This window comes from Pseudomonas fluorescens, from assembly GCF_900636825.1.
GTDB classification, from domain to species: domain Bacteria; phylum Pseudomonadota; class Gammaproteobacteria; order Pseudomonadales; family Pseudomonadaceae; genus Aquipseudomonas; species Aquipseudomonas fluorescens_BG.
Genome location: NZ_LR134318.1, coordinates 3840320 through 3855975 on the forward strand (window position 1 = coordinate 3840320; position 15656 = coordinate 3855975).

13 protein-coding genes and 1 pseudogene are annotated in these 15656 nt (G+C 59.9%); 9 read left to right on the top strand and 5 right to left on the bottom strand.

Going from position 1 to position 15656, the window contains the following annotated elements; all coding sequences use genetic code 11:
* Nucleotides 1–148: 148 nt before the first annotated feature.
* Both EL257_RS17320 and EL257_RS17325 read right to left on the bottom strand, forming a co-directional pair.
* Nucleotides 149–1363: an MFS transporter gene (locus tag EL257_RS17320; RefSeq protein WP_126364673.1), complete on the bottom strand. Its 1215-nt coding sequence runs from the start codon at nucleotides 1361–1363 to the stop codon at nucleotides 149–151.
* Between the two features lie 159 nt (nucleotides 1364–1522).
* On the bottom strand, nucleotides 1523–2272 hold the full coding sequence (locus tag EL257_RS17325) for a hypothetical protein (RefSeq protein ID WP_126364675.1): 750 nt from the start codon (nucleotides 2270–2272) through the stop codon (nucleotides 1523–1525).
* 354 nt (nucleotides 2273–2626) lie between these two features.
* On the opposite strand from EL257_RS17325, the gene EL257_RS17330 reads away from it, so the two are divergent.
* From EL257_RS17330 to EL257_RS17340, 3 genes are all read left to right on the top strand, one after another.
* Nucleotides 2627–3775, top strand: coding sequence for an aldose epimerase family protein (locus EL257_RS17330; protein ID WP_126364677.1), 1149 nt, complete (start codon nucleotides 2627–2629; stop codon nucleotides 3773–3775).
* A 247-nt stretch (nucleotides 3776–4022) separates the two neighbouring features.
* Complete coding sequence (locus EL257_RS17335; protein WP_126364680.1) at nucleotides 4023–4844, top strand: aldo/keto reductase; 822 nt, start codon at nucleotides 4023–4025, stop codon at nucleotides 4842–4844.
* Nucleotides 4845–4871: 27 nt separating this feature from the next.
* On the top strand, nucleotides 4872–5342 hold the full coding sequence (locus EL257_RS17340; protein WP_126364682.1) for a DUF1810 domain-containing protein: 471 nt from the start codon (nucleotides 4872–4874) through the stop codon (nucleotides 5340–5342).
* On the opposite strand, the pseudogene EL257_RS17345 reads toward EL257_RS17340, so the two are convergent.
* Nucleotides 5307–7668: pseudogene (locus EL257_RS17345) on the bottom strand (DNA polymerase II). The gene EL257_RS17340 and the pseudogene EL257_RS17345 sit on opposite strands and share 36 nt — an antisense overlap.
* Before the next feature lie 202 nt (nucleotides 7669–7870).
* On the opposite strand from EL257_RS17345, the gene EL257_RS17350 reads away from it, so the two are divergent.
* Complete coding sequence (locus EL257_RS17350; RefSeq protein WP_126364684.1) at nucleotides 7871–8311, top strand: CBS domain-containing protein; 441 nt, start codon at nucleotides 7871–7873, stop codon at nucleotides 8309–8311.
* 155 nt (nucleotides 8312–8466) lie between these two features.
* On the opposite strand, the gene EL257_RS17355 is transcribed toward EL257_RS17350, so the two are convergent.
* Complete coding sequence (locus EL257_RS17355; RefSeq protein ID WP_126364686.1) at nucleotides 8467–9096, bottom strand: glutathione S-transferase N-terminal domain-containing protein; 630 nt, start codon at nucleotides 9094–9096, stop codon at nucleotides 8467–8469.
* Nucleotides 9097–9409: 313 nt separating this feature from the next.
* Between EL257_RS17355 and EL257_RS17360 the strand changes: the two genes are divergently transcribed.
* The 4 genes from EL257_RS17360 (at nucleotide 9410) to EL257_RS17375 (ending at nucleotide 12003) form a co-directional block, all read left to right on the top strand.
* Nucleotides 9410–9931 (top strand): DUF3455 domain-containing protein, encoded by a 522-nt coding sequence (locus tag EL257_RS17360; protein WP_126364688.1) that lies wholly within the window; start codon nucleotides 9410–9412, stop codon nucleotides 9929–9931.
* Between the two features lie 130 nt (nucleotides 9932–10061).
* Nucleotides 10062–10589 carry a sigma-70 family RNA polymerase sigma factor gene (locus EL257_RS17365; protein ID WP_126364691.1) on the top strand — a complete coding sequence of 176 codons (528 nt, stop codon included), beginning with the start codon at nucleotides 10062–10064 and terminating at the stop codon, nucleotides 10587–10589.
* Complete coding sequence (locus tag EL257_RS17370; RefSeq protein WP_126364693.1) at nucleotides 10586–11278, top strand: anti-sigma factor; 693 nt, start codon at nucleotides 10586–10588, stop codon at nucleotides 11276–11278. Before EL257_RS17365 ends, EL257_RS17370 begins: the two co-directional genes overlap by 4 nt.
* 206 nt (nucleotides 11279–11484) lie before the next feature.
* Entirely contained in the window at nucleotides 11485–12003 is a 519-nt protein-coding gene (locus EL257_RS17375; protein ID WP_126364694.1) for a phage infection protein, read from the top strand.
* Between the two features lie 70 nt (nucleotides 12004–12073).
* Here the strand turns inward: EL257_RS17375 and EL257_RS17380 are convergent, their stop codons facing one another.
* Nucleotides 12074–13165 carry a DUF1615 domain-containing protein gene (locus tag EL257_RS17380; RefSeq protein WP_126364696.1) on the bottom strand — a complete coding sequence of 364 codons (1092 nt, stop codon included), beginning with the start codon at nucleotides 13163–13165 and terminating at the stop codon, nucleotides 12074–12076.
* Between the two features lie 286 nt (nucleotides 13166–13451).
* Here EL257_RS17380 and EL257_RS17385 point away from each other — a divergent pair, with 286 nt between their 5' ends.
* The gene (locus EL257_RS17385; protein ID WP_126364698.1) at nucleotides 13452–15656 is read left to right on the top strand and encodes a TonB-dependent receptor; all 2205 of its coding nucleotides are present in this window, start codon (nucleotides 13452–13454) and stop codon (nucleotides 15654–15656) included.

The window sequence follows — 15656 nt, forward strand, 5'->3', positions numbered from 1 at the left end:
GATTTTTCTTATAACCACATATATCGATGCGGTCTATCCTTATACTCCAACACCCCACTCCCCCCTAGGAGCTGCCGCAGGCTGCGATCTTTTGATCTTTAAAAAAACAGAGATCGCAACCTGCGGAAGATCCTACAGAGGTGCGTAGTCAGTGCTGGCGGCGGCCGGGTTTGAAGCTGTGCTGGCTGTTGATCCACACGGTGGCCAAGGCGATCAGGGAAAGGATCAGCAGCGCCCACGGAAATGACATTGCCCCCGCGCGATCCAGCAGCAAGCCGCCAAACAGACCGCCGCCGGCAATCGCCACGTTCCACGATGTGGTCAGCATCGCCTGCACCACATCGACATGCTCACCGGCCGAGTCCGCCGCCGAGGTCAGCAACAGCGTTGCCGAGCCGCCGAACGACAGGCCCCACACCGCCATGCAGGCGTAGATGATCAACGGCGAGGGCGCCGCGAGCGCCAACACCAACGCTGTAACGGCGAACACTGCGAGGCTGATCAACGTCAGCCAGCGCAACCAGCGATCCACCAGCAAACCAATGATCCAGATCCCCAGCAACGAGCACAGGCCGAACACCAGTAGCACCAGATCGACGCGGTCGGCCAGCCCGGCCTGCATCAGAAACGGCGCGATGTAGGTGTAGAGAATGTTGTGCCCGAGCATCCACGTCAGCACCACGAACAGCACCGGCCGCACTCCCGGCAAGCGCAATGATTCGAGCAATGGCAGACGCGCTTCGCTGCTCTGGCCCGGACGATCCGGCACAGCGATGACGATCCACGCCGCGAGGACCAGCGCCAGCGCCGACATGATCCCGAACGAGGCGCGCCAGCCGATCAACTGGCCCAGCCAGGTTCCGGCCGGCGTGCCTAGCGATAACGCGACCGGCGTGCCGAGCATGGCAATCGCCAGTGCGCGCCCCTGCTGATGCACGGGGACAATGCCACGCGCGTAACCGGCCATGATCCCCCACGACAGCCCCGCCGCCATTCCGGCGAGAAACCGCGAAGCCAAGGTCAGGCCGTAATGGCTGGAGAATGTGGTGATGGTGTTGAACAACAGGAAGCCGCCGACCGTCATCAACAACACGCGTCGTCGTGGCCAGCGCCGGGTGGCAACGGTCAGCGGGATCGCCGCGACAATCGAGCCCAACGCATACAGGGTCACCAACTGCCCGGCGAGTACTTCGCTGACGTTGAGGCCTGCGCCGATTTGCGGCAATAGCCCGGCCGGCAGCGTTTCGGTAAGGATGGCGATGAAGCCGGTCATGGCGAACGCGAGCAGCGCGGCGTAGGGCAATTTATCGGTGCGGGCGCTGGTGTCGATGCGCGTGAAATCGGCGCTTGCGGGGTCGGTCATGACAGGTGCAGCTCCTTTTGCATCTAACTTTACAGAAGATTGTATACAAATTTATCGACCGCAACTCTAACCTGTAGGAGTTGCCGCAGGCTGCGATCTTTTGACGTTGATCGTAAAAAAGATCAAAAGATCGCAGCCTGCGGCAGCTCCTACAGGGGTTCATTGCACCGGCAGGAAATTCAGAAACAGCAGACTCTGCGCGTAATTCAGGCCAATCCGGCGGTAGCGCTCATCGAACATCTGCGTGATCAAATCCAGCCGCGCGACGATTTTGCCGAACTCGGTGGCGAAACTCAGGTTACTGCCCTCCTCCGAGATTTCGTTGGAAAACAGCAGCGGCTGGCCTTCCTTGTTCTGGCGTTGCGAAAGAATCCACGTAGCTTTTTCGATATTGCGCGCGGCGTTGTGCACGAACGTCGGATTGATCGCATCTGTCATGTAGAACTCGGTGCGATTGCCATGTGCAGTGACGAGCATGCTGCCGATGGCATAGATGAAGGCACCGACGCGATCACCGAGAAACTCCGGGCTCATGGCGTAGCTGAGCGCTGCCAAGTCCTTGCGCCCGCCGAGCACCGGTAGCGGCTGTTGCTGCTCGATGGCTTGGCGCACCTGCTTAACCGCAGCATGAATGTTAAGAAATCCTGACTTGCGCAACTCGTCCGGGTTGCGCAGGTACAGCTTGGCCTGCAGACGGTAGAGACTGTTGAGGTTGTCGCGCATCGCTAGAGTGGCCATGCGGTCGACGCTGGTCTGCAGGAATTCCTGGGGCTTGCCCTCACGCATCTGGTTGAAGAAGCCATTGCCGTCCTGGTGGCTGCAACCGCTGAAAAACAGCGACGACAAACAGACCCCCAGCAGGCACGGGCGACGAAAAAAAGCAGCAATCAGGTCAAAAGCTCTCGGCATGAATTCTCGAACAGGCACGTTCCTGTGCGGCGGGAGTCACCGCATCCTGGCCATGGATAGAGCGACTGATTGCAAAAAAGTGCAGTGGTGCGCCAGCCGAACCGACCTCCGGTGAATACCCTTTGCGCAATTAGTCTGTCTTTATTGTTGAAATAAACGATTAATCAACTATAAATCCTCTTCACGCACACAAATAGCATGACTAGTACCCATGTAGGAGCTGCCGCAGGCTGCGATCTTTTGATTTTGACTCTGAAAATTACAGTCAAAAGATCGTCCGATCACGGCCCGAGCCTGCGGCAGCTCCTACAAAGGACTGCGGTGTTTAAAACAACAACAAGAAGGAAGGTCAACATGCTTCAATCCCGTCACCTGCTCACCGGCCTCGGACTGTCTTTGATGATCGCTACCCAATCCGCCAACGCGGCGGGCCTGACCGCCGAACATAAAGCCTTTGGCAAAACCAACGACGGCACGCCCGTCGAGCAATACATCCTGCGCAACAGCCACGGCATGCAAGCCACCGTCATTACTTATGGCGCGACCCTGCAAGCGCTGAAAGTCGCCGACAAGCACGGCAAGTTCGACGATGTGGTGCTCGGTTTCGACGATGTGCAGGGTTATCACAAAGGCACTGCGTACTTCGGCGCGACCATCGGCCGCTTCGGCAATCGCCTGGCCGAGGGCGCTTTCGAACTCGACGGCAAACGTTATCAAGTGCCGCAGAACGACAAGTCCAATGCCTTGCACGGCGGTCCCCAGGGCTTTGACAAAAAAGTCTGGAAGGCCAAGGAAACCAAGGACAAGGATTCGGTCGGCGTGACCCTGACCTATCTGTCGGCGGACGGCGAGATGGGCTTTCCCGGCAACCTGACCACCGAAGTCACCTATCGCCTGACCGACGACAACGAGCTGCGCATCGACTACAAAGCCAGCACGGATAAACCCACCGTGCTCAACCTGACCAACCACAGTTACTTCAACCTCGCCGGCGCCGGCAATGGCGACATCCTCAAGCAGGTCGCCACGCTCAACGCCAGTCATTACACGCCGGTCACGGCCAAGCTGATTCCGACCGGTGAACTGGCACCCGTTGCGGGCACGCCGATGGATTTCACGAAACCGACGGCGATTGGTACGCATATCAAGGCTGACCATCCGCAGCTGAAGTTTGCCGAGGCAAAACAGGGCGGCTTTGATTTCAACTGGGCGCTGGACACCAAGGGCGACGTCAGCAAGGTCGCCACTGAGGTCAGCGATCCGCAATCCGGGCGCGTTCTGCAGCTGTTCACCACCGAGCCGGGCGTGCAGTTCTACACCAGCAACTTCCTCGACGGCACGGTCAAGGGCAAGGGCGGCAAGGTCTATCCGCATTGGGGCGCGTTTACTCTGGAGACCCAGCACTATCCGGATTCGCCAAACCAACCGGACTTCCCGAGCACGCGGCTTGACCCGGGGCAGACTTACAGCCACAGCGTGGTTTTGAAGTTTTCCACCAAGTAAACCTTCGAAGATCAAAAGATCGCAGCGTGCCGCAGCTCCTACAGAGGAATACGTTCCCATGTAGGAGCTGCGGAAGTTCTCCGTCAAGTAACCTTCGAAGATCAAAGATCGCAGCGTGCCGCAGCTCCTACAGAGGAATACGTTCCCATGTAGGAGCTGCGGCACGCTGCGATCTTTTTTGCTTTTGGAACCCCGAGGCTATTCTGCTGCCCACTAAAGACACTGATTCTTCAGCCAGGAGGTTTGAATGCGTACCCTTGAGTTGGCCGGCGTGCAGGTTCCGGTGATTGGCCAAGGCACTTGGCGCATGGGCGAAGATGCCTCGGCGCACAAGCGTGAAGTGGCCGCCCTGCGTACGGGGATTGAACTGGGCATGACGCTGATCGACAGCGCTGAAATGTACGCCGAGGGCGGTGCCGAGAAGCTGGTCGGCGAAGCGATCGCCGGTCAACGTGACAACGTGTTTCTGGTCAGCAAGGTCTACCCGCACAACGCCAGCACAAAAGGCATCCCGCAAGCCTGCGAGCGCAGCCTGCGCAGGCTCGATACCGATTACATCGATTTGTACCTGCTGCACTGGCGCGGCCAGTACCCGCTGGATGAAACCGTCGAGGCTTTCGAACGCTTGCGCGAAGACGGCAAGATCGGCCGTTGGGGTGTGTCGAATTTCGACGTTGATGATCTGGAAGAACTGTCCAGCTCGGTCTGCGCCACCAACCAGGTGCTCTACAACCTCGAAGAGCGCGGTATCGAATTCGATCTGTTGCCGTGGTGCCAGCACCAGCGCATGCCACTGATGGCTTACTGCCCGATCGGCCAGGGCGGTGCCATGCTTGCCGAGCCGGTACTCAAACAGATTGCCGCTCGTCACAACGTGACCCCGGCACAGGTTTCGCTGGCGTGGATTCTGCGTCAGGATGGTGTGATTGCGATTCCCAAGGCTGTGCGGCCCGAACACGTGCAACTCAATGCACAGGCGGCACAGTTGCAACTGGACGCCGGGGATCTGGCGGCGCTGGACCAGGTTTTTCGAGCGCCACAACGCAAGCAGCGGCTGGCCATGGTCTGAGCCACCGCCGACTGGCGAGGCGTCGCGATGAGAAGCACTGATCAGTACGACCCGTTCAACCTGCAACGTTTTGTGCAGGCGCAGGACCCAGTGTTCGAGCGCGTGCAGCGTGAGCTGGATGACGGCCGCAAACGCAGCCACTGGATGTGGTTCATTTTTCCGCAATTTGCCGGACTGGGCGGCAGTGAAATGTCGCGCCGGTTCGCCATCGGCTCGGCCGAGGAAGCCCAAGCCTATCTGGCCCACGAGCTGCTCGGCGCGCGTCTGCGCACTTGCACCCAGCTGGTGCTCAATGTGCAACATCGTTCGATTGCGCAGATTTTCGGCCATCCCGATGACCTGAAATTTCATTCCTCGATGACTCTGTTCGCACAATTTGCCGCCGATGACAGCCTGTTTCAGCAGGCGCTGGATCGCTATTTCCACGGCATTCTCGATGAATGGACGCTGCAGCTCCTCGACTCAAAACAGGCCCAATTGCCCGCCGATCAAGGTTGAGAAATCGTCATCAACAAACGGCAGAATTGCATCCGCCACCGGTTGCAGCTGACGGCTGATGTAGTGGTCGTAATCAATGGCGGCGCGGCGCACTTCCAGCGGTTCCGGGCCGGCCAGGGTGATGACGTAGCTGATCCAGCCACCGTTCTGGTATTGCCGCGGCCGCCCCTGCTGCGCGTTGTATTCATCGGCGAGCCGAGCGGCGCGCACATGCGGTGGCACGTTGCGTTCGTAATCGTCGAGCGTGCGGCGCAGGCGTTTGCGATAGATCAACCGGTCATCGAACTCTCCGGCGAGGGTTTTGCGCACGTAGTCGCGGACATAATCCTGATAGGGCTCGCGCTGGAAGATCCGCTCATACAGTTCCTGCTGAAACTGCCGGGCCAGCAACGACCAGTCGGTGCGCACGGTTTCCAGGCCTTTGTAGACCATTTCGTCGCTGCCATCGGCGCGAGTAACGAGGCCGGCGTAACGCTTTTTGCTGCCCTCCTCGGCACCGCGAATCGTCGGCATGAGAAAGCGCTTGTAGTGAATTTCGAACTGCAGCTCCAGTGCGCTTTCCAGCCCGTATTCGTCCCGCACATGGGCGCGCCACCAATCGTTGACGTGTTTGACCAACGCGTGGCCGATGCGCGCCGCGTCTTCTTGATCATGCAAGCGGCGTAGCCAGACAAAGGTTGAATCGGTGTCGCCATAAATCACCGCATGGCCCTGTTCTTCGATCAACTGGCGGGTGCGCAACATGATTTCGTGGCCGCGCAAGGTGATCGATGAGGCCAGTCGCGTATCGAAGAAACGGCAGCCGCTGGAGCCGAGCACGCCGTAGAAAGCGTTCATGATGATTTTCAATGCTTGCGACAGCGGCGCGTTGTGCTCGCGTTTGGCGGTCTCGCGACCCTCGGCAACGCGCGCGACGATCGCCGGCAGACAATGCCTGGTTCGCGAAAAGCGTGCGCCGCGAAAACCCGCAACCGAGTCGGCGTCATCGGGATGCTGCAAACCTTCGATCAGACCCACCGGGTCGATCAGAAAGGTACGGATGATCGACGGATAGAGGCTTTTGTAGTCGAGCACCAGCACCGACTCGTAAAGCCCCGGTCGGGAATCCATGACAAAGCCGCCCGGGCTGGCCTGCGGTGGATTGGTGCCCAGATTCGGCGCGACGAAACCCTGACGATGCATCAACGGCATGTACAGGTGCGTGAACGCCGCCACCGAGCCGCCGCTGCGGTCGGCGGGCAGACCGGTGACGCTGGCGCGTTCGAGCAAGAACGTCAGCAGTTCGATTTTTGGCGAATATCCGCGTGACCAGTTCGCAGTCCTTGAGGTTGTATTTGGCCAGCGCCGGCTTGTCCTCGGCGAACATGCGGTTGATCTCGTCCATGCGCTGGTACGGGTTGTTGATCGCCTTGCCTTCACCGAGCAGCGTCTGCGCGACGTTTTCCAGGCTGAACGACGGAAAACTCCAGGTCGCCGAACGCAGAGACTCGATGCCATCGATGATCAACCGCCCCGCCGCCGAGGCGAAATAATGGTTACGGCTGCCGTGTTCGCGCCACTGCATTTCTTCGCCGCCACGACCGATTTTCAGCGGTACGCCAAGGCGTCGCGCGTGCTCGTGGAGGATGCGCAGGTCGAATTGCACGACGTTCCAGCCAATGATCGCGTCGGGATCGTGGCGGGCGAACCATTCGTTGAGTTTCTTCAGAATCAGCGTGCGCGAGTCGCAGTATTCGAGATCGAAATCGACAATGCTGTCGTCGCCATTCGGTGCGCCGAGCATGTACACCTGGCGTTGGCCGCAGCCTTCAAGGGCAATGGAATACAGATCACCGGTTTCTGTGGTTTCGATGTCCAGCGAGACCAGCCGCAGTTTCGGCCGATAACCGGGGTCGGGCTTGAGCTGCGCGTTGATCAGCACGCCGTCGGCATCAGGCGTTCCGCTGAACAGCACCGGTGCGGTGATGAAACGCTCCATCAGATAGCGTTCCGGCGGGCGCACGTCGGCTTCATAGATGTCGAGGCCGGCGCGATTGAACGCGGTTTCCAGGCGCATCAATTGGCCGTGCTGCTGGCAATACAGGCCCAGAACTGGCCGATGCGCAAAATCCTGCAGGGCCAGCGGGCGGAGCTCGACGTTGTTTTCGTCATGCAACAGACGCTCGGCGGCCTCACGCTGGATGGCGGGAATGAATGCCACTGATGGCTGATGCGCCAGACGCACACAGCGCGGCCCGGCGTCAGTCGCCAGCCAGAATTCGACTTCGGTGCCGGCCGGCGTATCGCGCCAATGCCGGGTCAGGACGAAGCCTTGCTGTAAATCCACCACTGCGACCTCGGAAATTGAAACTGATGGGCATTCTACGCTGCCCTTGCATCGCCCGCGTTTTCAGTGGGAATTACTTTGTGGCGAGGGGATTTATCCGGCAAATGGCGTTTTTTGTACGCTATCTGCCGCTTTGCCACCTTGCCCTGCGCCGCTGCGTCTACGATGCTTGATTAACAACGACAACACCTGAGTAACCGCCATGAAGACCGTCGCCCAACTGCTCAAGCTCAAAGATCAGAAAAATCAGGAAGTGCATCAGATCAAACCCGATCACATGGTGCTCGAAGCGCTGATGAAGATGGCCGAGAAAAACGTCGGCGCCTTGCTGGTGGTGGAAGACGACAAAGTGGTCGGCATCATCAGTGAGCGCGACTATGCGCGCAAACTGGTGTTGCATGGCCGCTCCTCGGTAGGCACGCCGGTGCGCGACATCATGGTCAAGGACGTGATCACCGTCGACACCCGACAAACCGTCGACACGTGCCTGGGCATCATGTCCGACAAACGCCTGCGCCACTTGCCGGTGGTCGAGGAGGGTCAGTTGATCGGTTTGCTGTCGATTGGCGACCTGGTCAAGGAAGCGATTGCCGAACAGGCAGAGCTGATCAAGCAGCTCGAGCAGTACATTCGCGGGGAGTGATGCCCCCATAACGCCTCACAATCCGGAGCGAACCCCGTGGCGAGGGGATTTATCCCCGATGGGTGCGAAGCGCCCCGATACCGTAGGGCCTGCTACGCAGTCCATCGTGGATAAATCCCCTCGCCACAGGGCTCGCTCCCACATTGGGTTATTGGTCAGGCTTCAGAGGGCCAATGCCGTTCGAACACCGGCGCCAGCACCGGATGGCGGTCGATTCTCTGCAGCCAGGCATAAAAGCCTGGCCGCGTCTGGCGCAGATGCTCGCGGCTGCCGGCCCAGCGGCTCACCACCGCCGCCAGCACGTCCAGCGCCCCCGGCGTTTCGTCATCCAGATACAGCTCGGCGGAAAACTGGTCGGCGAACACCTCCCAACTGAAATGCAGGCGCTGACGTGCGCCGGCGATCAGGTTCTGTCGCGCGGCTTCATCAGGTGTGATCAGCCAGCGCTCGGGGTAATCGATGATGCCGATGGCCGCGTAGCAGTTGCTGACGATGTACGCCAGACCGCGAATGGCCTGATCACGGTCTGCAGCCTCGGTCGGCAACAGGCCGGACTTGGGGAACGTCAGCCCCAGATGAATCAGGATCGCCGCACTTTCGGTCAGGGCGCTGCCATCGGGCAGTTGCAAGGTCGGGATCTGTTTCAGCGGATTGAGTTTGGCCAGCGCGTCGGCAGCGTCCGCGCCGGCTTCGGTGTCGATGAAGCGGTAGGCGATCTGGCACAACTCCAATGCCGCTTCGATGGCGGCCGCGCCGGAGTTCTTTTGCCCGTAGAGTTGATACATATCTGTTCCCCCGATAAGGCCGTTGCAACAGGGTAGATGGCTGGCTGGCCTGCTGTAGAAAATTCTGCCGATGAATCGTTCCAACTCGATGCAAAACCTGTGGGAGCGAGCCTGCTCGCGAATCCGGTGGGTCAGTCAAAGCAATGTTGTCTGGGCCGGCGCCTTCGCGAGCAGGCTCGCTCCCACAGGTTTGATCGCTGGTGTCTGAAAATTTATTTGTCCGGCACTGCATCCAATCCGCTTCGCCGTGGGTAGTCCTTGTAACAGCCACCCTTCGGCTGCCAGCGGTCTACCCTTTCTGGAGATACAACGGATGAACATCACCCAGCTGATTGGCCTCACCGGTTTACTCGCTTTCACCTCGACTTCCTTTGCGCAAAGCAGTTATCCCGACGCAATCAAAGTGCCGGATGGGCACAAGATCGCGCTGGAAACCACTGGCGTCGGCGAGATCACTTACGAATGCCGTGACAAGCCCAACGCCGCCGGGCAGACCGAGTGGACCTTTGTCGGCCCGAAAGCGGTGCTCAATGATCGCAGCGGTAAACAGGTCGGCACCTATTTCGGCCCGCCCGCCACGTGGCAGGCAAAGGACGGTTCAAAAATCACCGGCACGCAATTGGCCGTGGCACCGTCGAGCGCGGGCAACCTGCCCTATCAACTGGTCAAGGCAAATCCTGCCGAGGGCAAAGGCGCGATGAGCGGCGTGAGTTATGTCCAGCGCGTGGCGCTCAAGGGCGGCGTGGCGCCGGGCAGCGAATGCACGATGGAGAACAAGGGCAAACAGGAAGTGGTGAAATACCAGGCGGATTATATTTTCTGGGCGGCGAAATAATTTCAGGCACGTCGCAACCCCCTGTAGGAGCTGCGGCACGCTGCGATCTTTTGATTCACGATCGCAGCGTGCCGCAGCTCCTACAAGGGAATCTGTGTTGTTTTGGGGAATGTGAGCTAGATTGCACGGCATGCCTTTAGCCGAATCCACGTTCGATTACGAAGCCCGTCTCGCTGCCTGTGCCCGCGGCGAGCGTGCGGCCCTGCGCGATTTGTATGTGCAGGAGAGCCCGCGCCTGCTCGGCGTGGCCAAGCGCCTGGTGCGTGACACGGCGCTGGCGGAGGACATTGTTCATGAGGCATTCATCAAGATCTGGAACGGTGCGGCGGGTTTTGACCCGGCGCGTGGTTCGGCGCGAGGCTGGATGTTCAGCGTGACCCGGCACCTGGCCTTGAATCAGCTGCGCCGTCAGGGCCGCGAAACGCCGTTCAGCGCCGAACACGAAGCGGCGGCGCCAGATGAGGCCTTCGATGCTCACTCGGCGCGCATCCACCGCTGTCTGGAACAACTGGAGCCGCAACGTCGCCACTGCATCCTCCACGCTTATGTCGACGGCTACAGCCATGCGCAGATTTCCGCGCGGCTCGACACGCCGCTGGGCACTGTCAAAGCGTGGATCAAGCGCAGCCTCAACGCTTTGCGGGAGTGCATGGGATGAGCGGCGAATCAGCACAGGAACGCGATGAACTGGCCGGCGAATACGTGCTCGGCACGCTGTCGTTCGAACAGCGGATCGAGGTGCAACGACGCTTGGCACATGACTCCGAATTGCGTGCGGCCGTGGATGCCTGGGAGCGGCGTCTGCTGGGTCTGACCGATTTCGCCGAGCCGCAACAACCATCGGCGCAGTTGTGGCCACGAATTGAGCGCAGTCTCGGAGGGCGGAAGGACAAGAAGGCCCTCGCGTCGTGGTGGAATCTGCTGCCGCTGTGGCGCGGTTTGAGTGCCGCCGGACTGGCTGCAACCTTGATACTCGGCACGATCCTGCTGACCCAGACCACGCCGAAACCGAGTTATCTGGTGGTGTTGGTGGCGCCGCAGGACAAGGCCCCCGGCTGGGTGATCCAGGCGAGCGATTCACGGGAGATTCAGTTGATTCCGCTGGGTGTGGTCGAAGTGCCGGCGGACAAGGCGCTGGAGTTCTGGACCAAGGCCGATGGCTGGCAGGGGCCGGTGTCGTTGGGTCTGGTCAAGCCGGGGCAGGCCTTGTCGGTGCCGCTGGACAAGCTGCCGCCGCTGCAACCGAACCAGTTGTTCGAGCTGACGCTGGAAGGCGCCAATGGCTCGCCGATAGGTAAACCGACCGGGCCGATTCAAGCCATCGGCCGCGCAGTCAAAGTCCTCTGACCGAAGATCAAAAGATCGCAGCCTTCGGCAGCTCCTACAAGGGAATCGCATTCCAATTGCAGGAGCTGCCGAAGGCTGCGATCTTTTGCTTTTGGGTAATCATCATCGACATCGATGTTCACCATCACGGCAATGAAGTTCTCATAAAAAATTCCGGGCGTAACATCAGCTCCATACCAACCAACAACACCCCGGAGCACACCATCATGAAACGCCAGACTCTTCTCGGTATCGCTTTTTCGGTCTTCGCTATCAACGCTTTCGCCGCTACCCCGGTTCACACCCTGATCGCTGAAGGCGGTTCGGACAAACTGATCGAAAGCCGTTTGGCTGAAGGCGGCTCGGATCGACTGATCGAACGCCGCGTTGCTGAAGGTGGTTCGGATCGTCTGATCGAACGTCGCGTTGCTGAAGGTGGTTCGGATCGTCTGATTGAACGCCGTGTGGCTGAAGGTGGTTCGGATCGTCTGATCGAACGTCGCGTTGCTGAAGGTGGTTCGGATCGTCTGATCGAACGTCGCGTTGCTGAAGGCGGTTCGGATCGTCTGATCGAACGTCGCGTTGCTGAAGGTGGTTCGGATCGTCTGATCGAACGCCGCGTTGCTGAAGGCGGCTCGGATCGTCTGATCGAACGTCGCGTTGCTGAAGGTGGTTCGGATCGTCTGATCGAACGCCGCGTTGCTGAAGGCGGCTCGGATCGTCTGATCGAACGTCGCGTTGCCTGAATGAACGGCTGTACGCGCAACACTCCAGAGAAACCCGGCTCCCTTGGCCGGGTTTTTTATGTCTGCGCAATCAACCGGCCTTGGCCATGCAGCGCTTGTAGCGTTCGTCCACGCGTTTGGCGAACCACGCCGTGGTCAGTTTGCGCGTGATTTTCGGGCTCTGCAGGACGATCCCCGGCAACAGCGCACGCGGCAATGACTTGCCCTCCGCCTGCTCCGCCAGCTCGAATACGCGCTGATAGAGTTTGGTCTCTTCGAAATCCAGGGTTTTGCCCTTCTCCAATTGATCGCGAATGGTCGGATTGCGCATGCCCAGCGACTTGCCGAGGGTACGCACCGCCAGTTCGGTGCTACCGGGCATGATCGAGTCGTAGCGAATCAGGTCACCGTCCAGGGTCAGCGGAATACCGGAAGCGCGACTGACCGCATTTTGAAAGGCGGCATTGCGGCTGGCGTACCAACCGGCGTTGAAATCGGCGAAACGATAGAGCGGCTCGCGATAATTCACCGGGTAACCGAGCAAATGCGCGATGCCGAAATACATGCCGCCGCGCCGGCTGAACACTTCACGGCGGATCGTGCCGTCCACCGGGTACGGGTAATCCTTGGCGTGTTCCTCGGCGAATTCGATGCTGACCTGCATCGGCCCGCCGGTGTGAACCGGATTGAAGCCGCCGAACAGCGTGCGACCCATGGGCACCCTGCCGATGAAATCATCGAAGATTGCGCTGAGTTCTTTCTCGCTGCGCGCTGCGTTCAAGCGTTCGCTGTAGGTCTTGCCATTGGTTGAGCGCACTTGCAGCGCACCACTGACCAACAGGCTGGGGATATGCACCTTGGCCGCGCGGCGGTCAATTTCGTCGCGGGCAATCTTGCCCAGTCCCGGCACTGTCGGGTCGGCCTGAAAAGTCGATTCCTGCTCGGCCACGGCCAACACCGAACACAGATTTTGCGTGGTGGTGTCGATGCCTTGCGCGGCGAACGCGGCGTAGATGTCCGTGGCCCAGCCTTCGCGGTCAGCGGTTTTCGCCGGCAGCAGACGAACGATTTCAGCCTTCACTTCGGCGGGCGGACGCGGCACTGGTTCGTTGCTGCGCTGGCTGGCGCAACCGGCGAGCAGCAGCAAGGCGCCGAGGGCGATGATCAATCTTGAGGTGTGCATGCACTTTTCCAATCCGTGAACCTGCGGCCACGATACACAATCCCTGTAGGAGCTGCCGGAGGCTCGGGCCGCGATCGGACGATCTTTTGATCTTGTTTTTAAATGATAAAAATCAAAAGATCGTCCGATCGCGGCCCGAACCTCCGGCAGCTCCTACAGACGATGACAAACTGATTGCAATACGTGACTGCGAAAACCTATCATTTGCGCCTGGAGTCGCATTAGCGCAAGGAGTTCCGCGCCGCCCTTATTTTATTCATTGGCCGCCCGCCTCCAGGTAACCGACATGCCCGCTTCTGCTCGACTCGGCGTTCCTTTCCGTCCGACATTGCTTGCCCTGCTGTGCTCCCTGACCGTCACCGCTCACGCCGCTGAAGAAAACAGCAAAGCGCTGGTCCTGGACGACGTCAACGTCAATGCCCAAGCCCCGACTCCCAATGCCCTGCCCCCGGTTTACGCCGGCGGTCAGGTCGCACGCGGCGGCCAATTGGGCGTACTCGGCAATCAGGACATGATGGACGTGCCATTCAGCGCAGCGTCTTACACCGAACAACTGATCCAGGACCAGCAAGCCGAAAACGTTGCAGACGTGCTGCTCAACGATTCGTCGGTGCGTCAGGCGTCGGGCTTCTCCAACCAGGCGCAGGTCTTCATGATTCGCGGCTTGCCACTCAATGGCGATGACATTTCCTATAACGGCCTGTACGGCGTGTTGCCCCGGCAGATCATTTCCACTGACGCCCTCGAGCGCGTGGAAGTTTTCAAAGGCCCGAACGCCTTTATCAACGGCGTGACCCCGACCGGTTCGGGCATCGGTGGCGGCGTCAATCTGCAACCGAAACGCGCTGACGACGTGCCGCTGCGCCGCTTCACCACCGATATCAGCAGCGAGGGGCGCGTCGGTCAGCATTTCGACATCGGTCAGCGCTTCGGTGAAGACAACCGCTTCGGCGCGCGGATCAACCTGTCGCAGCGCGAAGGCGACACCGCCATCGATCATGAGAATCAGCGTTCCAAGCTGTTCGCGATCGGTCTGGATTATCGCGGCGATGCGCTGCGGGTTTCCGGTGACTTTGCTTATCAGAAAGAGCGGGTCAACGGGGGCCGCAGCTCGGTCAACCTTGGCACCGCCACGCATATTCCCGATGCGCCATCGGCCGACACCAACTACGCGCCGAAGTGGGGCTACACCGACATCGAAGACACTTTCGGCATGCTCCGCGCCGAGTACGATCTGAATGACAACTGGACCGCTTACGCGGCTGGCGGCGCCAAGCACACTCGCGAAGTCGGCCGCTACAACTCGACCACGCTGGTCGGCAATAACGGCGGCTCATTTACCACCGGTTCGTTCGTACCGCATGACGAAGACAACACTAGCGTCATGGCTGGCCTCAACGGCAAATTCAACACCGGCCCGGTCAGCCACAAGCTGAATTTCGGTCTGACCGGCATCTGGGCCGAGCAACGCAGCGCTTATGACTTCGACCTGACCCGTTACGCCAACAACATCTATCACCCGGTCACCACGCCAGCGCCGGTGGGCAACTTCACCGGTGGCGACAATAGCGATCCAGGCATCGTCGGCAAGACCTTCAACCGCAGCGTGGCGATTTCCGACACCCTCGGTTTCTTCGATGATCGGCTGTTGGTTACCGCCGGTTTGCGTCGCCAGCAACTGGTCGTGCAAGGTTACAGCTACGCCAGCTACGGCAGCGGCCCGCGCTCGTCGAGTTACGACGAATCGATCACCACGCCGGTGTACGGCCTTGTGTTCAAACCGTGGGAACACGTGTCGTTCTACGCCAATCACATCGAAGGTCTGGCGCAAGGTCCGACTTCGCCGACCAGCTCCGGTGGCTTCCGCGTGACCAACGGCAACGAAGTTTATGCGCCGGCTCGCTCCAAGCAGACCGAACTCGGGGTCAAGGTCGACATGGGCACTTACGGCGCGAGCCTGGGCGTTTATCGCATTGAGCAGCCAAGCGACGGCTACTGTGAAATCGACAGCGCCGCCACCTGCACCTACGTGCGCGAAGGCGAGCAAATCAACAAAGGCGTAGAAATGAATGTGTTCGGCGAGCCGATCGATGGCCTGCGCCTGATCAGCGGCCTGACGCTGATGGACACCGAGCTGAAAAACACCCTCAATGGCGCCAACGACGGCAACCACGCGATTGGCGTGCCGACCTTCCAGTTCAACGCTGGCGTCGACTGGGATGTGCCCGGCCTGCAAGGCGTAGCGCTGAATGCGCGGATGCTGCGCACCGGCGGCCAATACGCCGACGCGGCGAACAACCTCAGCCTGCCGACCTGGAACCGCTTCGACGCCGGTGCGCGTTATGCCTTCAAGGTTTCGGAGAAAGACGTGACCGTGCGTTTGGGCGTCGAAAACCTGGCGAACAAGAAGTACTGGGAATCGGCTCAGGGCGGGTATCTGACCCAAGGCGAACCGCGCGTGGCGAAGTTGTCGGGCACTATCGACTTCTAA